Origin of the sequence: Methylobacterium sp. CCH7-A2, from assembly GCF_001557075.1 — a bacterium.
In the GTDB taxonomy this organism is placed as follows: domain Bacteria; phylum Pseudomonadota; class Alphaproteobacteria; order Rhizobiales; family Beijerinckiaceae; genus Allobosea; species Allobosea massiliensis.
On record NZ_LSKN01000026.1, the window covers coordinates 1 to 19,624 of the forward strand.

Below are 19,624 nucleotides of genomic sequence, written 5' to 3' on the forward strand. Positions count from 1 at the left end.
GTCCTACCCCCACCCCAACCCCTCCCCACAAGGGGGAGGGGCTCGCGTCGAGCCACTCTCGCGAACTGAACAAGGCACCCCCATGGCCGAATTCATCGCCTATCTCATCGCCGGTATCGCCACGGGCGCGATCTATGCGCTGGCTGCGATCGGCTTCACGCTGGTCTGGCAGACCTCGCAGACGATCAACTTCGCCCAGGGCGAGTTCGTCATGCTGCCGGCCGTGCTGGTGCTGCTCGCGATCAAGCTGTTCGGCGCGCCGGTCTGGCTCGGCGCGCTGATCGGCATCGCCGCCTTCATCCTGATCTTCGGCGTCGGCTTCAAGCTCACCGTGGTCGACCCGATGATCAAGCACGGCGTGCTGCCGCTCGCGATCGCCACCATGGCGCTGTCGATCATCATGAAGGAAGGCGCCAAGGACGGCTTCTCGGCCGAGGCGCAGAACTTCCCCTCCTTCGTGCCGACGCAGACGATCGAGGTCTTCGGCGCGGCGATCTCGCTGCAGCATCTGGCGATCATCGCCTGCGCCTTCGCGGTCATCGGCCTGCTGCAATGGTTCGTCGGCGGCACGCGGCTCGGCCGGCAGATGCAGGCGACCGCGCAGAACCCGACGGTCGCGCGCATCCTCGGCATCCCGGTCGAGCGGATGGTGCTGTTGACCTTCGTGATCAACGCCGCGCTCGCCGTCGTCGCCTCGGTGCTGATCTCGCCGATCTACCTCGCGAAGTTCTCCAATGGCGAGGTCATCGGCCTGTTCGCCTTCATCGCGGCGATCGTCGGCGGCTTCAACCAGGTCCGCGGCGCGCTGGTCGGAGGGCTGATCGTCGGCGTCGTCGACTCGATGGCCGCGGCCTATGTCTCCAGCTCCTACCGGCTGGCGGTGCCGCTCGTCCTGCTCGTCGTGATCATCCTGCTCAAGCCGGAAGGCCTGATGGGCCGCAAAGAGGAGCGCCGCGTATGAGCGTGCAAGCGACCCGCGACGCCGCCTCCCCTCGCCTCGGGCGGCTGCCGCTCGGCGGCACCTTAGACGGCGCCTTCCTGACCCTGCTCGCCGGCGCCGTGATCCTCTGGTTCGCGCCGGTCGGCATGGGCCGCTACGGCACCTATGTGCTCTCGCTCTGGCTGGTGATGAGCATCGCCGTGATGGGGCTGAACCTGACGCTGGGCTATGCCGGGCTGAAATCGCTGGCGCAGGCCGCCTTCATGGGGATGGGCGCTTATCTGACCGCGATCCTGACGACGAAATACGGTGTCTCCTGGTATGCCGCCTTCGGGCTGTCGGGCCTGCTGACCTTCGCGGTCGGCATCGTGCTCGGCTTCCCGGCCCTTCGGGTGAAGGCGCATTACCTCGCCTTCGTGACGCTCGCCTTCTCGACGCTGGTCTGGCTGATCCTGCGCAACGAGCAGTGGCTGACCGGCGGCGTCTTCGGCATTTCCAACATCAACCGGCCGGACTTCTTCGGGATCAAGCTCTTCGGCGCGCTGGAATTCCACCGTTTCGTCGTCGTGGTCACCTTCATTCTGGCGGTGGCGCTGTGGTGGCTGATCCGCTCGCCCTGGGGCCGCGCCTTCACGGCGCTGCGCGAGAACCCGATCCGCGCCGCGAGCCTCGGCATCGACACGCGCGCCTATACGCTGCTCGCCTTCGCCATCGGCTCCGCCTATGCCGGCTTCGCGGGCGCTCTCTATGCGCCGCTGGTCGAGTTCATCGACCCCTCGCCGTTCTCACTGTCGCAGAGCTTCTTCCTGCTGCTGATGGTGGTGGCGGGCGGCTCCGGCTATCTGCTCGGGCCCTTCGTCGGCGCGCTGCTCGGCGTCGTGCTGCCGGAATGGCTGCGCTTCGCCGGCTCGCTCTACCTGATCATTTTTGCAGCCATCGTGATGCTGCTGCTGATCGCCTGCCCCCAGGGGGTCAGCGGGCTGATGGAACGGGCCTGGGCGAAGCTCACCGGCCAGCGGGGAGACGGCCGATGAACACGGTTCTGGAAGTCGACAACCTCCACAAGGCCTTCGGCGGCATCAAGGCGGTCAACGGGGTGTCCTTCTCGGTGAAGGAGGGCGAGATCCTCGGCATCATCGGCCCCAATGGCTGCGGCAAGTCGACCCTGTTCAACTGCATCCTCGGGCAGCTCGAGCCGACGGAGGGCCGCGTGAAGCTGGACGGCCGCGAGGTCACCAACATGCGCCCCTCGGATCTGAACCGGCTCGGCGTCAGCCGCACCTTCCAGCTGCTGCAGGTCTTCCCCGAGCTGACCGTGCGCGAGAACCTGATCCTCGCGGGCCAGGAGCATGAGGGCTCGATGCTGTCGCGCCTGTTCGGGGCGCGCGATGCCGGGCTCACCGAGAAGGCCGAGCAGATGATCGGCTTCTTCAAGCTCGGCCATCTCGCGGACGCCAAGGCGGGCGGGCTCTCCTATGGCCAGCAGAAGCTGCTCGACGCGGCGATGGCCTTCATGGCCGGCCCGCGCCTCGTGCTGCTCGACGAACCGGCGGGTGGCGTGAACCTCACCATGCTGGGCGACCTCAAGGAGCGGCTGCGCGCGATCAACGCCGAGCAGGGCGCGACCTTCGTCGTGATCGAGCACAACATGGATTTCGTGATGAGCCTTTGTTCGCGCGTGATCGTGCTGGCGGAGGGACGGGTGCTGGCGGAAGGCACGCCGGCCGAGGTCCGCGCCAACCCGGCCGTGATCGACGCCTATCTGGGGCACTAACATCCGTCATGCTCGGGCTCGACCCGAGCATCTCCTGCAAGAGATTCTCGGGTCTGCGCTGCGCTCCGCCCGAGAATGACGCGGAAGGGAATGGAGACCGGAATGACCACCCCCATCCTCGAACTCGACGGCGTGGTCGGCGGCTATGGCGCCATGACCATCCTGAACGGCACGACGTTCAAGGTGCGCCGCGCCGCCATCACCACCGTGATCGGCCCCAACGGCGCCGGCAAATCGACCGTGTTCAAGGCGATTTTCGGCCTGCTGAAGCTGCGCGAGGGCGCGATCCGGCTGGACGGCACCGACATCACCAACTTGACCCAGCGCAAGCTGCTGGAGGCCGGCATCTGCTATGTGCCGCAGGGGCGCAACATCTTCCCCGAGCTGTCGGTGCGCCACAATCTCGAACTCGGTTCGGTCGCGGCGGGCGCCCACATCACCGACATGCCCCGGCGGATCGAGGCGGCGCTCGACCGTTTCCCGGCGCTGCGCGCCAAGGCCGATGTCCAGGCCTCGACGCTCTCGGGCGGCCAGCAGAAGCAGCTCGAGATCGTGCGCGGGCTGCTGCTCGACCCCAAGCTCGTGCTGATCGACGAGCCCTCGATCGGGCTCTCGCCGATGCTGGTGCAGGAGACCTTCGCGATCCTGATGGAGCTGCGCGCCAAGGGCGTCACCATCCTGATGATCGAGCAGAATGCCCGCTCGGCGCTGGAAATCTCGGATGAGGGTCTCGTGCTCGAACTCGGCCAGACCCGGATGCAGGGGCCGGCCGCGGAGATCCTCGCCGATCCGCGGGTGGCGCAGCTCTTCCTGGGCGGCGCCCTGACGGACGCGGCGTGATGGCAAACCTGAAGATCGCCATCGTCGGCGCCGGTCTGATCGGGCGCGCGCATCTGGAGCGGCTCGACGCCTCGGCGGATTGCGACTGCGCCGCGATCTGCGATCCGACAGAGGCGGCGAAGGCGCTGGCGGCCGAGCGCGGCACGCCCTGGTTCGCCTCGATCACCGACATGCTGGCGGCGATGAAACCGGACGGGGCGATCATCGCGACGCCCAATGCGCTGCATGTTCCCGGCGCGATCGAATGCCTCGAGGCCGGTGTCCCGGTGCTGATCGAGAAGCCGCTGGCGGAGAGCGTCGCGGCGGCGCAGCGGCTGGTCGCGGTGCAGAAGCGCACAGGCGTGCCGGTTCTCGGCGGCCATCACCGCCGCCACAACCCGATCGTCAAGGCGGCGCGCAAGCTGGTGCGCGAGGGCGGGATCGGCCGGCTGGTCGCCGTGACCTCGCTGTTCCTGATCCGCAAGCCGGACGACTATTTCGACGTCGCCTGGCGGCGCGAGCCCGGCGGCGGGCCGGTGCTGATCAATTTGATCCACGACATCGACAATCTCCGCTTCATCTGCGGCGAGATCGAGAGCGTGCAGGCGATGACCTCGAACGCGACGCGGGGCTTTGCGGTGGAGGATACCGCCGCCCTCGTCTTCCGCTTCGAGAACGGCGCGCTGGGCACGGCCACCGTCTCGGACGTGACGCCGACGCCGTGGAGCTGGGAGCTCTCGTCGGGCGAGAACAAGGTCTATCCGCAGCGCGACGGGCTCTGCTACCTGATCGCCGGCAGCGAGGGCTCGCTCTCCGTGCCGGCGCTCGATCGCTGGCACTACGAGGGCCGCCAGGGCTGGTGGGAGCCGCTGCTGCGCGAGACGCTTCCGCTGACGCCGCTGGAGCCGCTCGCCGAGCAGATCCGGCATTTCTGCGCGGTGATCCGGGGCGAGGAGACGCCGATCACCGATGCGGCGGATGCGGCCCGGACACTCGCCGTGATCGAGGCGGTTGCCGAGGCGGCGCGGCGGGGCGCACCCGTCACCATCGACCGGGCAGAGGGCTGACAGCCATGACCAACCCCGCGACGAACCCGACCTCGATTGCAACCGTCTCGCTGAGCGGCGACCTGGCGGAAAAGCTGCAGGCAATCGCGGCGGCGGGGTTCGACGCGGTCGAGGTGTTCGAGAACGATTTCCTGACCTTCGATGGCGGGCCGCGCGAGGTCGGCCGCATGGTCGCCGATCTCGGCATGAGGATCTCCGCCTTCCAGCCCTTCCGCGATTTCGAGGGCATGCCGGAGCCGCTGCGCGCGCGCGGCTTTGCTCGGGCGGAGCGCAAATTCGCGATCATGAACGAGCTCGGCACCGACCTGATGCTGATCTGCTCGAACGTTTCGCCGCAGGCGCTGGGCGGGATCGACCGCGCGGCGGCGGATTTCCACGAACTCGGCGAGCTCGCCGGGCGCTTCGGCGTGCGCGTCGGCTACGAGGCGCTGGCCTGGGGTCGGCACGTCAACGATTATCGCGACGCCTGGGAGATCGTGCGCCGGGCGGACCATGAGCGGATCGGGCTGATCCTCGATTCCTTCCACACGCTGGCGCGCCAGTCGCCGCTGTCCCCCATCGCCTCGATCCCGGGCGACCGCATCTTCCTGGTCCAGCTGGCGGATGCGCCCAAGCTCGATATGGACGTCCTGAGCTGGAGCCGGCATTTCCGCTGTTTTCCGGGCCAGGGCGATCTGGCGGTGGCCGAATTCATGCGGGCGGTCGCGCAGACCGGCTATGCCGGGCCGCTCTCGCACGAGATCTTCAACGACCAGTTCCGCGCCGGCTCGGCGCGCCGCCTCGCCACCGACGGCATCCGCTCGCTGATCGCGCTCGCCGACCAGGCGGAGCCGCATCTGCCGGCGCGCGCCACAGTGCTCGATGTCGAGTTCATCGAGTTCGCGCTCGACGAGGACACCGCTGCGGACCTCGCGCGTCTGCTGGCGGCGCTGGGCTTCCGCCACACCGGCCAGCATGTCAGCAAGGCCGTTGCGCGCTGGAGCCAGGGCGGCATCAACCTGCTGCTCAACACCGAAACGGACGGTTTCGCGCAGTCGCATGCGATCATGCACGGTCCGGGCGCCTGCGCCATCTGCCTTCGCGTCGACGATGTCGATCAGGCGATGACCCGCGCGCTGGGGCTGAAGATCCAGAGCTTCGAGCAGGCGGTCGGGCCGGGCGAGCTTCACATCCCCGCGATCCGCGGCGTCGGCGGTTCGCTGATCTATTTCACCCAGCCCAGCGGCGAGTTGGGCCAGATCTGGGAGCGGGATTTCGCGGCGGTTGCGCCCGCGGCCGGCGCGCCCTCCCCCGCCCGGCTGGCGCGGGTCGACCACATCTCGCAGTCGATGGACTATGAGGAGATGCTGTCCTGGCTCCTCTTCTACACCTCGCTCTTCGCGCTGGAGCGGATTCCGCAGCTCGCCATCGCCGACCCAGCCGGGCTCGTCGAGAGCCGGCCACTGGTCTCGCCCGAGGGCGGCGTGCGCTTCGTCCTCAACGGCTCGCAGGCGACGCGGACGCTGTCCTCGCGCTTCGTCTCGGAGCATTTCGGCTCGGGCGTGCAGCACATCGCCTTCAGCGCGCCCGACATCTTCGCGGCGGTCCAGGCGATGCGCGAGGCGGGGCTCTCCTTCCTCGCCATCCCCGAGAACTATTATGACGACCTCGAGGCGCGGCACGGGCTCGATCCCGCCTTCATCGACCGGCTGCGCGACCACCACATCCTCTATGACCGCGACGGCGAGGCCGAATTCCTGCAGGTCTACACCCATGTCTTCGCGCAGCGCTTCTTCTTCGAAATCGTCGAGCGCCGCGGCGGCTATGCCGGCTTCGGGGCGGTCAACGCGCCGGTGCGGCTGGCAGCGCAGGCGCGCGAGGCGCGACCCGTGACGATGCCCCGCTCGCTGCGGGAGCTATAGGGCTCGGCAACCCACAGGCGAGCCAACGCCGTTGACCGGCGGGTGTGCGCCTGTGTATTATGATCCACATGATCGAGGTCGTGGAGACGGCCGAATTCTCGCAGTGGCTGCGACATCTTCGCGATGTGTCGGCCCGTGCCCGCATCATCGTCAGGATCAGAAGGGCCCAGCTCGGCAATCTGGGGGACGTCAGGTTCTTCGACGGCATCGGCGAAATGAGGATCGATTTTGGGCCGGGCTATCGGCTGTACTTTGTTCAGCGCGGCGCCGAACTGGTGATCCTCCTGTGCGGGGGCGACAAGCGTCGGCAGGCAGCGGACATCGCCAGAGCGAAACAGATGGCGAAGGACCTTTAGGATGCCCATCGAAACCCGGGATTTCGACGTCCAGACGTACCTCGCGACCCCCGAGGAGCAGGCCGCCTATATCGAGGCCGCGCTCGAAGAGGGCGATCCGTCCTTGATCGCCGCAGCGCTCGGGGACATCGCCCGTGCGCGGGGGGTTACGGCTTTTGCAGCCGAGAGTGGACTTAGTCGCGAGGCGATCTACAAGGCGTTCCGACCAGGCGGAAACCCGACGCTCGAAACCCTCTCCAAAGCGACCAAGGCGCTCGGGCTCAGGCTGTCGGTGGTCGCAACGTAAGGCGGAAGCTCGCCGGCCCCCGCCCGGCCGCTCATCCCAGGCTCTCATCCTTAACGGCTGACCGCTGCGTCACGCCGCCTGCGCTGTCTTCAGCACGACGGATTCGAAGGCCCGCACCAGCGCCGCGTCGAGCTTTGTGCCCATCAGCACCAGCATGGCATAGGCGTGGTCCGGCGCCATCGGCGGCTTGTAGCTGCGCCGCTCGATCAGCGCCGCATAGATGTCGCAGATCGTGATCATCCGGACGATGTCACCGATCTCCGCGTCCTTCAGCCCGTCGGGATAGCCGGAGCCGTCGAGATATTCGTGGTGGGAGCGCACGGCCGCCAGCACCTCGGGGCGCAGGCCGCCCTGCCTGACCAGCATCTCGTAGCCGAGCATCGGATGCCCGCGCATCACTGCCTGCTCGGCGGCATCGAGCGCGCCGGGCTTGTGCAGGATGTCGAGCGGAATGCGCGCCTTGCCGATGTCGTGCAGAACGGCGGCGCGTGTCACCAGCTTGCGGTCCTCCGCCGAGAAGCCGAGCTGATGGGCGAAGCTCGCCGCCAGGCCGGCGACCAGCATGCAGTGCTGATAGGTGAGGTCGTCATAGCTCCAGACGACCTGGAGCAGGTCGCCGATGTCGCTGGCGCCCGCCGCCTGCTCGATCGCCTCGACCGACGCCTCGACGGCGCGTAGCGGGACAGCCCTGCCGCTGGCGACCGCCCCCAGCATGTCGGCGAGCGAGGCCGCCGCAGTGGCCAGCTGGGCGCGGGTGAAGGCGGCCGTCTCCTCTGCGGGGTCGCCGTTTCCGCCATCGCCGAGCAGCTGGTCGATGGTCTTGACCAGCAGCGCGGCCGGTGCGTCCGCCGCCAGCACCTCCGTCGCACCGATGGCGCGGGCCTGGATGGCGGTGCGGACCGTCATTTCGCGCAGCAGGCAGAGATAGGGCGTCGTCTTGCCGCGATGGCGCGCCAGGGCCTGGCGCATCGCCTCGACGCTCTCGCGCCGGCCGAGATCGACATCGCCGATGACGATGGCGGGCCGGGATTCGCGAGGCGAGGCTTCGGCTCCGAGGATCACGGTCTCGCAGGCCCGGATCAGTCCGAGCCGGCGCGCCAGATCCGGATGGCCGTCGACACGGTCGGTGATCAGAAGCATCCGGAAACAGTTCCGCTACGGCCCATCCGTTTCAATCAGACACGCCAAGCGTAAAAGAGCCGTTGTCGCGGCTGCCTAAAGATCAGGCAGCGCGCGAGGCATCGGCCTCTTCAACAAGCCGCCGCGCGATGACCTGCGCCTGGATTTCGGCGGCACCCTCGAAGATGTTGAGGATGCGGGCGTCGCAGAGCACGCGGCTGATGGCGTATTCGAGCGCGAAGCCGTTGCCGCCATGGATCTGCAGCGCATTGTCGGCCGCAGCCCAGGCGACGCGGGCGCCGAGCAGCTTGGCCATGCCGGCCTCGAGATCGCAGCGGCGCTCGGCGTCCTTCTCGCGGGCGGCGAAATAGGTGAGCTGGCGCGCGATCATGATCTCGGCGGCCATCATCGCGAGCTTGTCGGCGACGCGCGGGAAGGCGATCAGCTTCTTGCCGAACTGGATGCGCTCGCGGGCATAGCGCAAGCCGAGATCGAAGGCGGACTGGGCGACGCCGACGGCGCGAGCCGCGGTCTGGATGCGGGCGGCCTCGAAGGTCTGCATGAGCTGCTTGAAGCCCTGGCCCTCGACCCCGCCGAGAAGGTTCTCGCCCTTCACGGTGAAGCCGTCGAAGGCGAGTTCGTACTCCTTCATGCCGCGATAGCCGAGCACCTCGATCTCGCCGCCGGTCAGCCCTTCCACCGGGAACGGGTTCTCGTCCGTGCCGCGCGGCTTCTCGGCGATCAGCATGGAGAGGCCCTTGTAGCCGCTCTCGGACGGATCGGTCCGCACCAGCAGGGTCATGATGTCGGCGCGGACGGGATGGGTGATCCAGGTCTTGTTGCCGGAGACCTTCCAGACAGCCGCGTCCCCCTCGCCCTCCTTCACCGCCCGGGTGCGCAGGCTGGCGAGGTCGGAGCCGGTGTTGGGCTCGGTGAAGACGGCGGTGGGCAGGACCTCGCCCGAAGCCAGCTTCGGCAGCCATTTCTCCTTCTGCTCGGCGGTGCCGCCGCAGAGGATGAGTTCGGCCGCGATCTCGGAGCGGGTGCCGAGCGAGCCGACGCCGATATAGGCGCGCGACAGTTCCTCCGAGACGACGCACATCGAGACCTTGGTCAGGCCCATGCCGCCGAATTCCTCGGGGATGGTCAGGCCGAAGACGCCGAGTTCGGCCATCTTCTCGACGACCTCGATCGGGATGTAGTCGTTCTTCAGGTGCCACTCATGGGCGTGGGGCGTCACCTCCGCGGCGCAGAAGCGGCGCATCTCGGAGCGGATCGCTTCGAGTGTCTCGTCGAGGCCGGGATCGCCGACGCCGGCGGCGCCGTCATCCTGGCTGAACAGGTCGACGAGGCGGGCGCGGTTCTCAGGCGTGTTGCCCTGCGCGAGCAGGGCCCGGGCGGCCGGCGTATCGGCGGCGGCGATCGCCTTCTCGGAGAGGCCGAGCGCAGCCAGGCGCACGATCTCGCCCTGGCTCATCGGGATGCCGCCGAGGATCTGCGCGGCATATTCGCCGGCGCCAATGCGGATCGAGTAATCCTCGATCGCGCCATAGCGATTCTCGGATGCGAGGCGTTCGCCATAGGCCTTGAGCTCGCGCAGCGCCATCACATAGGTCGCAAGCCAGGCGAGGCCGTGAGCGGCGTGCTGCTGCGCCTCGAGCCGGGCGGAGGAGATCTTGCCCTCCACCGTCACAGCCGCGCGCACGGCCGCAACGGCATTCTGCAGCAGGGTCTCGAAGCCCGGCAGCGCGGCGGCGATCAGCGCCGTAGCGCTCGCGGGGGCCGGATCGGCGATCTGGACGGCGGCTTGTGCGCTCATGGTTTCTCTCCCTTGTGCGTCGCAGCATAGGGCGAGAATTTCGCAGGCGGAATGCCTCTTTCGGCGCAAGATCGCCGCATGGCCCGCGCGTGCGGCAGCGGCGCTATTTGCGGCTGGCGAGAGCCACGCCGACGATGGTGAGCGCCATGCCGGCGATCTGGATCGGCGTCAGCGTCTCGCCGAAGAGAATCCAGGCCTCGACCGCCACCAGGGCCGGCACGAGATAGAGGAAGGTCGCGATGCGCGAGACCTCGCCGCGACGCAGGAGCAGCAGATAGAGCCCTATCCCGCCGAGCGACAGCGCCAGCACCGACCAGGCCAGCACCAGCGCCATGGTCAGGTTCCACTCGATCCGCATCGGCTCCAGCGCAAAGGCGAGCGGCAGCGTGAAGGCGAAGGCGGCGGCGTATTGGATCGTCGTAACCGTGCGCAAATCGCCCGAGACGATGCGCGCTTTCTGGAAGAAGGAGCCGAAGGTGACCGCGACCATGCCGACGATGTTCACCACGACGGGGATGACGATGCCCCAGAGCGCGCTGGGATCGACGCCGACCAGCTTGGGCTCCAGCACCAGCGCGATGCCGACGAAACCAAAGGCGATGCCCGCCCAGCGGACGAGCGAGATGCGCTCGCCGACCAGCGCCGGAGCCAGCAGCGCGGTCAGGATCGGCTGCAGCCCCGCGATCAGGCCCGAGATGCCGGCCGGCAGACCATGGCGAACCGCCCACCAGACGCCGCAGAGATAGATCGCGTGCAGCAGGACGCCGGAGATCGCGCAGTCGACCCAGGCGCGTGGCGTCTGCGGCCAGGGTGCGCCGACGGCGAGCGACAGGGCCGCCAGCAAGACCCCCGCTGTCGCGAAACGCAGGGCGAGAAAGGTCAGCGCGTCGGCGTACTGCGCCGAGTAGCCCGCGACGATCCAGCCCGACGACCAGAGGAAGGTGAAGATGAGCGGGACAGCGCGCAGGAAGAGGGGCGATGACAGCATGGGACGCCTTTGCGAGGGCCATGCTCTACAGCCCTTCCCCGCACGGCGACAGCGCATCTGCGCCCGCCCGCCATGTTCCGGCCGCGCGCGGCTCGACCGCCGCGCTTCAATCCCGATCCGGTGCGCCGAGCGGGAAAAGGTGGCGATAGGGCCTCGCCGCCTCGACGGCGCGTGCGACGGAGGGGCGCGCCAGCAGCCGCGCCCGATAGGCACGCGTGTTCGCGAAGGCTGCATCGATCTCGTGGACCCAATCGGCGTAGAACAGCGATGGCGCAGCCGAACAGTCGGCCATGGAGAAGTCCCCCTCGCAGGCCCATTGGCGACTGCCAAGCTGGCCGTCGAGCCATTGATAGGCCGTGTCGAGCAGCGCGCGCGCCTCGGCGACGCCAACGGGGTCGCGGTCGGCCTCCGCCCGGATCCGGTCGAAGACGATCCGCATCATCGGCGTCATGACGTAGTTGTCGAAGAAGCGGTCCATCGCCCGGACGGGAAGCGCCTGCTTCGGATCGCGCGGCAGCAGCGGCCGGGCACCGGGATGATTCAGCTCGAGATGCTCGATGATGATGCTGGATTCGACGACCGTCTCGGCCCCGTCGACCAGCACCGGGAAGCGCTTCAGCGGCCAGAGTGCCGCAAATTCCTCCCCTGTCTTCGGGTCCTCGCTGCTGAGCAGGCGGAGCCGGTAGGGCGTCGCGTTCTCGTCGAGCGCGATCAGCACCTTCTGCGAGTAGGAGGAGAAGGGATGGGCATAGAGCTGGAGCGACATGATACCCTCGTTCGGCAGATCACTTTACCGAACGTTTAAGTTTTATCGCTCCAGCGCGCAAGCCTCCTGACCGCCCTACCCGGCCAGCGCCTCGACGACGTCCTCATAGGTCCGTAACCCGGTGCGCGGGGCGTAGACCAGCACGGACATGTTGCCGGGCGCGTGCTCGTTCTTCCACATCTTGTGATGGGCGAGCGGGATCTTGTCCCAAGGGAAGACCTCGGACATGCAGGGGTCGAGGCGCCGGTCGATGACGAACTGGTTGGCCGCGCTCGCCTGCTTGAGATGGGCGAAATGCGAGCCCTGGACGCGCTTCTGCCGCATCCAGACATAACGGGCATCGAAGGTGATGTTGAAGCCCGAGGTGCCGGCGCAGAACACCACCATGCCGCCGCGCTTGGCGACGAGGCAGGAGACCGGGAAGGTCGCCTCGCCGGGATGCTCGAAGACGATGTCGACGTCCTTCTTGCCGGTGATGTCCCAGATCGCCTTGCCGAACTTGCGGGCTTCCTTCACCCAGACATCGTATTCCGGGCTGTTGACGGTCGGCATCTGGCCCCAGCAGTTGAAATCCTTGCGGTTGATCACGCCCTTGGCGCCGAGCCCCAGCACGTAGTCGCGCTTGGTCTCGTCCGAGATCACGCCGATGGCGTTGGCGCCCGAGGCCGCGCAGAGCTGCACGCCGAAGACGCCGAGCCCGCCCGAAGCGCCCCAGACCAGCACGTTGTCGCCCGGCTTGATCGTGTGCGGAGCGTGGCCGAAGAGCATGCGGTAGGCGGTGGCGAGCGTCAGCGTGTAGCAGGCCGCCTCCTCCCAGGAGAGGTGCTTCGGCTTGACCATGAGTTGGCGCGACTGCACCCGGCAGAACTGCGCGAAGGAGCCGTCCGGCGTCTCGTAGCCCCAGATGCGCTGGGAGGAGGAGAACATCGGGTCGCCGCCATTGCACTCCTCGTCGTCGCCATCGTCCTGGTTGCAGTGGACGATGACCTCGTCGCCGACCTTCCAGCGCTTCACCTTGGAGCCGACCGCCCAGACGATGCCCGAGGCATCGGAACCGGCGATGTGGAGCGACTGCTTGTGGACGTCGAAGGGCGAGATCGGCTGGCCGAGGCCAGCCCAGATGCCGTTGTAGTTGACGCCGCCGGCCATCACGAGAAGGAGCACCTCCTCCTCGCCGATCGCCCAGGTCGGGACGACCTCGACCTGGAAGCTCTCCTGCGGCGGGCCGTGCCGCTCGCGGCGGATGGTCCAGGCGTACATGTTCGCCGGCACATGGCCGAGCGGGGGCAGTTCGCCCAGTTCGTAGAGATCTTTGAGCGGTTGCGCGGCGGCCTGCGTCTTCGACATGGTCGTCTCTCCCCTGCTGTCCGCCCGCCGACGGTCGGGCCGGGGGTGGTTGGAGCGATCATGCACCATATGCTGCGTCGCGCCATCAGCCGATCGAACTATATTGCGCCGCAAAATGCACGAACCGCAGATGATGGCGCGCAACGACGGCGGCAGGCGGCAGCTTCCCCTTAACCGCTTGCCGCTAAAGTCAAGGGCCCTCCGGAGACCCGACGATGCGCACGCTGATCCTGATGCTCGGCCTGCCCGACATGTCGACGCCGCAGCTCGTCGTCTTCCTGGCCATCGTCGGCGTCGGGCTGCTGCTGTTCGGATGGATTTCCGACATGCTGCTGCGGGACGGCGCCTTCGGCATCATCCTGAACGGCGTCATCATCACCGGCGGCGCGATCGGCGGGACGCTGCTCTGGCGCAAGCTGGGCTACACGATCGGCACCAACCCCGCGCTGACGACATCGCTGGTGGCGCTGGGGAGCGGGCTTGCCCTGCTGATCCTGCTGACGGTGATCCGGCGCTGGCTGTGAGCGCCCGCCGGCCTCAGGCCGGCCGGTAGGCCACCATCATATAGTTGACGTCGGTGTCGCGCGAGGCCGACCAGCGGTCCGTCAGCGGGTTGTAGGTCACGCCCGTGGTCTCACCGAGGTCGAGCCCGCAGCGGGCGATCGCGTCGCCGAGCTCGTCCGGCTTCACGAACTTCTCCCAGTCATGGGTGCCGCGCGGCAGCCAGCGCAGGACGTATTCGGCCCCGACGATGGCCAGCGCGTAGGATTTCAGCGTGCGGTTCAGCGTCGCCATCACCAGCATCCCGCCCGGCTTCACGGCCGCGCAGCAGGCGCCGACGAAAGCCTCGACATTGGCGACATGCTCGACGACCTCCATCGCCAGGACGATGTCGTAGCGCGCGCCCTCGGCGACGAGCGCCTCGATGGTCTCCTGGCGGTAATCCACCGAAAGACCCGCAGCCTCGGTATGGGAGCGGGCGACCGCGACATTGGTCGGCGCGGGATCGAGCCCCGTCACCTGCGCGCCCAGGCGCGCCAGCGGCTCGCTGAGGACGCCGCCGCCGCAGCCGATGTCGACGAGCGTCAGCCCCTCGAGCGAGCGGATCGTCTTCGGATCGCGGCCGAAACGGGCGCAGGCGAGATCACGGATGAAGGCGAGCCGGACAGGGTTGAACTTGTGCAGGACCGCCATGGGTCCCTTCGGGTCCCACCAGGTCTTCGCAATGCCCTCGAAGCGCGCCACCTCGGCGGGATCGATGGTGGAACCGTCCCGGGTTGCGCCCTCGGTCCGTGCGCTCGCCACCATGCTCGTGCTCCCTTCGCCACCGACGGGCCTTCGTCGCATTGACAGGCCCGCCGCTCCCCGTCATCTACACGCGCCCCGCGCCCGGCGCGAGGGTGACCTTTCGTCCCGCCCGTCGGGATATCCCGTCTTCGAGAGCCTCTGGACCGCCATGGCCCGTCTGGTGATGAAATTCGGCGGCACCTCAGTCGCCACGGTGGAGCGGATCAAGAACGCGGCCCGGCATGTCAAACGCGAGTTCGACGCCGGCCATGAGGTCGCGGTCGTCGTCTCCGCCATGTCCGGCAAGACCAACGAGCTGGTCGCCTGGTGCAAGGAGGCTGCGCCGCTCTACGACCGCGCCGAATACGACGTGGTCGTCGCCTCGGGCGAGCAGGTGACCTCCGGTCTGATGGCGATCGTGCTGCAGGAAATGGGGCTTCCGGCTCGCTCCTGGCAGGGCTGGCAGATCCCGATCTACGGGTCCGACGCGCATGGTTCCTCGCGGATCGAGAGCGTCGACGGCGCCGGGATCCTCGCCGGCTTCGACCGCAACCGCGAGATCGCGGTCTGCTCGGGATTCCAGGGCGTCCACGCACAGACCAACCGCGTCGTCACGCTCGGTCGCGGCGGCTCGGACACCTCCGCCGTCGCGATCGCGGCGGGGCTGAAGGCGGATCGCTGCGACATCTACACCGATGTCGACGGCGTCTACACCACCGACCCCCGCGTCGTGCCCAAGGCGCGGCGCATGGACAAGGTCTCCTTCGAGGAGATGCTGGAGATGGCCTCGCTCGGCTCGAAGGTGCTCCAGGTCCGCTCGGTCGAGATCGCGATGGTGCATCGCGTGCCGACCTATGTGCGCTCCTCCTTCGACGACCCCACCAATCCCAATCCAGGCACCCTCATCTGCGACGAGGACGACATCGTGGAACAGCAGATCGTCACCGGCATCGCCTTCTCGCGCGACGAAGCCCAGATCACGCTCCGGCGCGTGGCCGACAAGCCCGGCGTGGCGGCGGCCATCTTCGGTCCGCTGGCCGATGCCAACATCAATGTCGACATGATCATCCAGGTCGTGTCCGACGACCAGGCGACGACGGACATCACCTTCACCGTGCCCACCGCCGATTACGAGCGCGCCAAGACGCTGCTGGAGAGCCTGCACGGGCAGATCCATTATCAGGCGCTTCAGGGCGCGACCGACGTGGTCAAGGTGTCGGCGATCGGCGTCGGCATGCGCAGCCATGCCGGCGTGGCGGCCCGCGCCTTCCGCGCCCTGTCGGAAAAGGGCATCAACATCCGCGCCATCACCACCTCCGAGATCAAGTTCTCGGTGCTGATCGACGCCGCCTATACCGAGCTCGCGGTGCGCACCCTGCACTCGCTCTACGGGCTCGACGCGGCTTAAGAAGGCGCTGAAGACGGCGCGAAAATGCTTCCGAATTCGCGCCGCCTTTGTTTAGGGGGGCCGTGAGATCGTCAAAGCCGGCGAAACGTCGGCACAGGCGCATCTTGACCCAGGATACACCCTCTCCCGCAGAACCCGCCGCGATCACGCGCGCTGGCATCGAGAGACTGTTGACCGTCTCGGGTGTCGACGAGCGCTCGATCGCCGTGGCGCGGTCGCTGCTGCCGGTGGTGCGCGCGAGGGCGCGGGCGGCGACGAACGACTACTGCGACCATCTCGAACGCTCCGTCGCCGATATGAGGCCCCATGTCGAGCGACATCGCCAGCCGATCGTCGAGGCCGAAGAGCGCCACCTCGAGATGCTGTTCAGCGGAGGGTTCGGCGACGACTATGCCGCCGACCTCAACCGCGCCGCGACCAGCGACTACGGCGATGCGATGGGCATCCGCACGCGGCTGGGAACGGCGCTGCGGCTGATCGAGCCGCTCTTCGCGGAGATCGCGCGGCGGCGGCGCTTCAGCAGCCGCGCAGCCATCGCCGATGCGGCCGCGCTGACCCGACTCCTGCTGTGCGACGCGCTCGCCGCCACCTCCTGCCACCAGCGGGCGAGCCGGATCGGCCTGACGCGCCGCGAGAACGCGCTGCATCTGGCCGCATCCTCCTTCCAGGACCAGATCGGCCAGCTCTCGGAGAGCCTTCGGCTCGCCGCGAGCACGCTGCGCGACTATGCGGCGACGAGCCTCTACCGCAGCGGCCAGGCCGACCGCGAGGCTACGGTGGCGGAGGACGCCGCGCGCGCCTGCACCGACCGCATCGACCGCGCTGTCGCCGCCACCAACGGCCTCGTCCGCGCGCTCGACCATGTCAGCCAGGAGACGCAGCAGAGCTTCAGCATCGCCGCTGCCGCCGTCGCCGATACGCGCGAGGTCACCGATGCGATGGCGGTGCTGACGGAGGCGACGGGGCGGATCGGCTCGATCGTGACCCTGATCGAGCAGATCGCGACCAAGACCAACCTGCTCGCCCTCAACGCCACCATCGAGGCGGCCCGCGCCGGCGCCGCCGGGCGGGGCTTCGCCGTCGTGGCGGCGGAGGTGAAGTCGCTGGCGCATCAGACCGCCGGGGCGACAGGTGACATCGCCGGTCAGATCGCCCAGGTGCAGGCGGCGGCGCAGAGCTGCGTGTGGCATGTCGGCTCGATCAGCCAGACCATCGGGCGGATGGAAGAGACCGCCGCTTCGATTGCCCAGACCGTCCGCCAGCAATCGGCGGCGACGGGCGATATGGCTGCGGATGCGCAGGAGGCGGCGACCCGCACCCGGGAAGGTTTGACCTCCGCCCAAGCCGCGCGGCTCTCGATCGGCGACGTCGCCAAGATGTCGATCGAACTCGACAGCGCCGCCGTGCAGGTCGAGGCCTCGGCCGGGATGATCAGCGACCTCGTCGCGCATTTCCTCGCGAGTCTGAGGCCGGCCGCCTGAGCGTCTGCGCGCCGAAAGGCCAATGGCGCGCCGCGCCCGACGGTGGCACAGCAAGAGCCCCATCCCCGCGGTCCTGCCGCCCATGCGCCTCGCCGTCCTCACGGATCTGCACGCTAATCGCGAGGCGACCGAAGCCGTCCTCGCCACGGTCGCGAGGCTGGCGCCGGATCGCATCGTTCTGCTCGGCGACATCGTCGGCTATGGGCCGGACCCTGTCTTCGCGGTCGAGGCCGCGGCGCGGCTGGTCGAGGACGGGGCGCTGTGCGTTCTGGGCAATCATGACGAGGCCACGGTCCAGGGCCCGGGGGGGATGACGCCGCATGCCCATGACGCGATCGTCTGGACACGCGCGCAGCTCTCGCCCGCCCATCTCGCCTTTCTGTCCAGCCTGAAGCTGACAGCGGAGCTGCCGGGCCTGCTGCTGGTCCATGCCAGCGCTGCAGCGCCCGGCAAATGGCCCTATCTGCGGCATGGGAAGGCGGCCCGCGAGTGCCTCGCCGCCACCACGGCCCCGCTCGTGCTCTGCGGCCATACCCATGTGCCGGCGATCCATTACGCGCTGCCGGGCCGCGAGCCGGTGTGCTTCACGCCGCTGCCGCAGATCGCCGCGCCGCTGTCCGCGATCCGGCGCCATGTCGTGGTGGTGGGCGCCGTCGGGCAGCCGCGCGACGGCAATCCCGCCGCCTGCCTCGCGCTTCTCGATACCGACCGGCGCGAGGTGACGATGATCCGCGTGCCCTATGACACGCAGGAGACCGCCCGCAAGATCGCCGCTGCCGGCCTGCCGGACTGGCTCGGTCTGCGGCTGCAGATCGGCCGCTAGGACGGAGGGAAACGCCATGGAGACGCCCCGCATCGGCTCTGTCATCGACGGCTTCACCCTGACGGAGCGTCTGCCCTCGGGCGGCATGGCGACGCTCTGGCGGGCGATCCATCCCGACCATGCCGGCCCGCTGGTGATGAAGATCCCGATCCTCGACCCCGGCGCCGACGTCTCGACCATCGTCGGCTACGAGACCGAGGTGATGGTCCACAAGCGGCTCTCCGGGCCGCATGTGCCGACTTTCGCCGGCGCCGGCGACCTGGCCGCCATCCCCTACATCGCCATGGGATTCGTCGCGGGCGAGCGGCTGGCCGAGACCATGGGCAAGGCGCCGCTGCCGATCACGGAGGTGGTCCGCATCGGCGGCGCGATCGCGGTCGGCCTCGCGGATCTGCACCGGCAGAAGGTGGTGCATCTCGATCTCAAGCCCGAGAACGTGATGATCACGCCGAACGGCGCCGTTCTGCTCGATTTCGGCCTGTCGCGCCATGCCGAGCTGCCGGATCTGCTCGGCGAGGAGAGCTCCGCCCCGATGGGGACGGCAGCCTATATCGCCCCCGAACAGGTGCTGGGCGACCGCTCCGACCCGGCGAGCGACATCTTCGCGCTGGGCTGCCTGCTCTATCAGATGGCCACCGGCGAGGAGCCCTTCGGCCGGCCGGCGACGCTGCCCGGCATGAAGCGGCGGCTCTATCATGCGCCGCGCCCGCCGCGCGCGCTGCGGCCGGACATGCCGGCCTGGCTCGAGGAGATCGTGCTGCGCTGCCTCGAGGTCGACCGCAGCCGCCGCTATGCGGACGCCGCCAAGGTTGCCTTCGACCTGCGCCATCCCGACCAGGTCGTGGTCGCGCGCCATCGCAAGCCGTCAGCTCCGCCCAGCCTGGGGCAGCGCCTGCTGGCGCGCTTCCAGAAGCGCGAGGAGAGCGAGGTGCTGGGGCCGCCGACGCGCGCGCGGCGCGAGGCCGGCCCCTCGATCGTGCTGGCGGCGGTGGATCTCTCGGGCGCCCATGACGAGCTGGCGCAGGCGATCCTGGCCGAGACGCGCCGCCTGCTCGACGCGCGGGAGGATTCCTGGCTCGCCTGCCTGAGCATCCTGCGCACCGAGCTGTTGCGCGATAATCAGGGCCTCGATGCGCAGGGCCGCTCGGCCTATATCGGGCGGCTCGTGGCGCTGAAGGACTGGGCCCGGCCGCTGCATCTGCGCGAGGACCGGGTGAGCTACCATGTCATCGAGGCGGTCAGCGCCGCCGACGCGATCCTCGGCTATGCCGAGCACAACGACATCGACCATATCGTGCTCGGCGCCCGCAGCTCCTCGGCGGTGCGGCGCCATCTCGGCAGCGTCTCGACCAAGGTGGTGGCCGAGGCGCGCTGCTCGGTCTCGGTGGTCAGGATCAAGGGCGGCGCGACATCGTGACCGGCCCGTTGCGTTGACCCCGCCCC

General features: G+C 68.5%; 19 protein-coding genes. 13 read left to right on the plus strand and 6 right to left on the minus strand.

Features of this window, described 5'->3' with window-relative positions:
- Positions 1-82 precede the first annotated feature (82 nt).
- The 8 genes from AX750_RS02320 (at position 83) to AX750_RS02355 (ending at position 7,143) form a co-directional block, all read left to right on the plus strand.
- Complete coding sequence (locus tag AX750_RS02320; RefSeq protein ID WP_066720552.1) at positions 83-961, plus strand: branched-chain amino acid ABC transporter permease; 879 nt, start codon at positions 83-85, stop codon at positions 959-961.
- Complete coding sequence (locus AX750_RS02325; protein ID WP_082735329.1) at positions 958-1,974, plus strand: branched-chain amino acid ABC transporter permease; 1,017 nt, start codon at positions 958-960, stop codon at positions 1,972-1,974. The genes AX750_RS02320 and AX750_RS02325 overlap by 4 nt, the downstream gene beginning before the upstream one ends.
- Positions 1,971-2,714 (plus strand): ABC transporter ATP-binding protein, encoded by a 744-nt coding sequence (locus AX750_RS02330; protein ID WP_066720550.1) that lies wholly within the window; start codon positions 1,971-1,973, stop codon positions 2,712-2,714. Before AX750_RS02325 ends, AX750_RS02330 begins: the two co-directional genes overlap by 4 nt.
- Before the next feature lie 102 nt (positions 2,715-2,816).
- Complete coding sequence (locus tag AX750_RS02335) at positions 2,817-3,554, plus strand: ABC transporter ATP-binding protein (protein WP_066720547.1); 738 nt, start codon at positions 2,817-2,819, stop codon at positions 3,552-3,554.
- Complete coding sequence (locus AX750_RS02340; RefSeq protein WP_082735328.1) at positions 3,554-4,600, plus strand: Gfo/Idh/MocA family oxidoreductase; 1,047 nt, start codon at positions 3,554-3,556, stop codon at positions 4,598-4,600. Before AX750_RS02335 ends, AX750_RS02340 begins: the two co-directional genes overlap by 1 nt.
- Before the next feature lie 5 nt (positions 4,601-4,605).
- A complete protein-coding gene (locus tag AX750_RS02345) occupies positions 4,606-6,501 on the plus strand; it encodes a sugar phosphate isomerase/epimerase and 4-hydroxyphenylpyruvate domain-containing protein (RefSeq protein ID WP_066720543.1) in 1,896 nt (631 codons plus the stop codon).
- Positions 6,502-6,569: 68 nt separating this feature from the next.
- Positions 6,570-6,857 (plus strand): type II toxin-antitoxin system RelE/ParE family toxin, encoded by a 288-nt coding sequence (locus AX750_RS02350; RefSeq protein ID WP_066720558.1) that lies wholly within the window; start codon positions 6,570-6,572, stop codon positions 6,855-6,857.
- 1 nt (position 6,858) lies between these two features.
- Positions 6,859-7,143 carry an addiction module antidote protein gene (locus AX750_RS02355; protein WP_066720540.1) on the plus strand — a complete coding sequence of 95 codons (285 nt, stop codon included), beginning with the start codon at positions 6,859-6,861 and terminating at the stop codon, positions 7,141-7,143.
- Positions 7,144-7,212: 69 nt separating this feature from the next.
- On the opposite strand, the gene AX750_RS02360 is transcribed toward AX750_RS02355, so the two are convergent.
- From AX750_RS02360 to ccrA, 5 genes are all read right to left on the minus strand, one after another.
- Positions 7,213-8,283: an HD domain-containing phosphohydrolase gene (locus AX750_RS02360; protein ID WP_066720537.1), complete on the minus strand. Its 1,071-nt coding sequence runs from the start codon at positions 8,281-8,283 to the stop codon at positions 7,213-7,215.
- An 82-nt stretch (positions 8,284-8,365) separates the two neighbouring features.
- A complete protein-coding gene (locus AX750_RS02365) occupies positions 8,366-10,081 on the minus strand; it encodes an acyl-CoA dehydrogenase family protein (protein WP_066720534.1) in 1,716 nt (571 codons plus the stop codon).
- 103 nt (positions 10,082-10,184) lie between these two features.
- A complete protein-coding gene (locus tag AX750_RS02370) occupies positions 10,185-11,069 on the minus strand; it encodes a DMT family transporter (RefSeq protein WP_066720532.1) in 885 nt (294 codons plus the stop codon).
- 106 nt (positions 11,070-11,175) lie between these two features.
- The gene (locus AX750_RS02375) at positions 11,176-11,835 is read right to left on the minus strand and encodes a glutathione S-transferase family protein (RefSeq protein WP_066720528.1); all 660 of its coding nucleotides are present in this window, start codon (positions 11,833-11,835) and stop codon (positions 11,176-11,178) included.
- A 75-nt stretch (positions 11,836-11,910) separates the two neighbouring features.
- Positions 11,911-13,182, minus strand: a complete 1,272-nt coding sequence (gene ccrA, locus AX750_RS02380; protein ID WP_066720525.1) for a crotonyl-CoA carboxylase/reductase — start codon at positions 13,180-13,182, stop codon at positions 11,911-11,913.
- A gap of 215 nt (positions 13,183-13,397) precedes the next feature.
- Here ccrA and AX750_RS02385 point away from each other — a divergent pair, with 215 nt between their 5' ends.
- On the plus strand, positions 13,398-13,706 hold the full coding sequence (locus AX750_RS02385; RefSeq protein WP_066720522.1) for a hypothetical protein: 309 nt from the start codon (positions 13,398-13,400) through the stop codon (positions 13,704-13,706).
- A gap of 13 nt (positions 13,707-13,719) precedes the next feature.
- On the opposite strand, the gene ubiG is transcribed toward AX750_RS02385, so the two are convergent.
- Entirely contained in the window at positions 13,720-14,490 is a 771-nt protein-coding gene (gene ubiG / locus AX750_RS02390) for a bifunctional 2-polyprenyl-6-hydroxyphenol methylase/3-demethylubiquinol 3-O-methyltransferase UbiG (protein WP_066720519.1), read from the minus strand.
- Positions 14,491-14,638: 148 nt separating this feature from the next.
- Between ubiG and AX750_RS02395 the strand changes: the two genes are divergently transcribed.
- The 4 genes from AX750_RS02395 (at position 14,639) to AX750_RS02410 (ending at position 19,598) form a co-directional block, all read left to right on the plus strand.
- Positions 14,639-15,877, plus strand: a complete 1,239-nt coding sequence (locus AX750_RS02395; protein ID WP_066720516.1) for an aspartate kinase — start codon at positions 14,639-14,641, stop codon at positions 15,875-15,877.
- A gap of 170 nt (positions 15,878-16,047) precedes the next feature.
- Positions 16,048-17,358, plus strand: a complete 1,311-nt coding sequence (locus AX750_RS02400; RefSeq protein ID WP_066720513.1) for a methyl-accepting chemotaxis protein — start codon at positions 16,048-16,050, stop codon at positions 17,356-17,358.
- Positions 17,359-17,440: 82 nt separating this feature from the next.
- On the plus strand, positions 17,441-18,181 hold the full coding sequence (locus tag AX750_RS02405; RefSeq protein WP_066720555.1) for a metallophosphoesterase family protein: 741 nt from the start codon (positions 17,441-17,443) through the stop codon (positions 18,179-18,181).
- A 16-nt stretch (positions 18,182-18,197) separates the two neighbouring features.
- Positions 18,198-19,598: a bifunctional serine/threonine-protein kinase/universal stress protein gene (locus AX750_RS02410; RefSeq protein ID WP_066734017.1), complete on the plus strand. Its 1,401-nt coding sequence runs from the start codon at positions 18,198-18,200 to the stop codon at positions 19,596-19,598.
- Positions 19,599-19,624 lie beyond the last annotated feature (26 nt).

Excerpts from the sequence above, each read along its gene's own strand:
- AX750_RS02345 (WP_066720543.1), top strand. The coding sequence starts at position 4,606 with ATGACCAACCCCGCGACGAACCCGACCTCGATTGCAACCGTCTCGCTG.
- AX750_RS02370 (WP_066720532.1), bottom strand. The coding sequence starts at position 11,069 with ATGCTGTCATCGCCCCTCTTCCTGCGCGCTGTCCCGCTCATCTTCACC.
- AX750_RS02340 (WP_082735328.1), top strand. The coding sequence starts at position 3,554 with ATGGCAAACCTGAAGATCGCCATCGTCGGCGCCGGTCTGATCGGGCGC.
- AX750_RS02350 (WP_066720558.1), top strand. The coding sequence starts at position 6,570 with ATGATCGAGGTCGTGGAGACGGCCGAATTCTCGCAGTGGCTGCGACAT.
- AX750_RS02375 (WP_066720528.1), bottom strand. The coding sequence starts at position 11,835 with ATGTCGCTCCAGCTCTATGCCCATCCCTTCTCCTCCTACTCGCAGAAG.
- AX750_RS02385 (WP_066720522.1), top strand. The coding sequence starts at position 13,398 with ATGCGCACGCTGATCCTGATGCTCGGCCTGCCCGACATGTCGACGCCG.
- AX750_RS02330 (WP_066720550.1), top strand. The coding sequence starts at position 1,971 with ATGAACACGGTTCTGGAAGTCGACAACCTCCACAAGGCCTTCGGCGGC.
- AX750_RS02410 (WP_066734017.1), top strand. The coding sequence starts at position 18,198 with ATGGAGACGCCCCGCATCGGCTCTGTCATCGACGGCTTCACCCTGACG.
- ubiG (WP_066720519.1), bottom strand. The coding sequence starts at position 14,490 with ATGGTGGCGAGCGCACGGACCGAGGGCGCAACCCGGGACGGTTCCACC.
- AX750_RS02355 (WP_066720540.1), top strand. The coding sequence starts at position 6,859 with ATGCCCATCGAAACCCGGGATTTCGACGTCCAGACGTACCTCGCGACC.
- AX750_RS02325 (WP_082735329.1), top strand. The coding sequence starts at position 958 with ATGAGCGTGCAAGCGACCCGCGACGCCGCCTCCCCTCGCCTCGGGCGG.
- AX750_RS02320 (WP_066720552.1), top strand. The coding sequence starts at position 83 with ATGGCCGAATTCATCGCCTATCTCATCGCCGGTATCGCCACGGGCGCG.
- ccrA (WP_066720525.1), bottom strand. The coding sequence starts at position 13,182 with ATGTCGAAGACGCAGGCCGCCGCGCAACCGCTCAAAGATCTCTACGAA.
- AX750_RS02405 (WP_066720555.1), top strand. The coding sequence starts at position 17,441 with ATGCGCCTCGCCGTCCTCACGGATCTGCACGCTAATCGCGAGGCGACC.
- AX750_RS02395 (WP_066720516.1), top strand. The coding sequence starts at position 14,639 with ATGGCCCGTCTGGTGATGAAATTCGGCGGCACCTCAGTCGCCACGGTG.
- AX750_RS02365 (WP_066720534.1), bottom strand. The coding sequence starts at position 10,081 with ATGAGCGCACAAGCCGCCGTCCAGATCGCCGATCCGGCCCCCGCGAGC.
- AX750_RS02360 (WP_066720537.1), bottom strand. The coding sequence starts at position 8,283 with ATGCTTCTGATCACCGACCGTGTCGACGGCCATCCGGATCTGGCGCGC.
- AX750_RS02335 (WP_066720547.1), top strand. The coding sequence starts at position 2,817 with ATGACCACCCCCATCCTCGAACTCGACGGCGTGGTCGGCGGCTATGGC.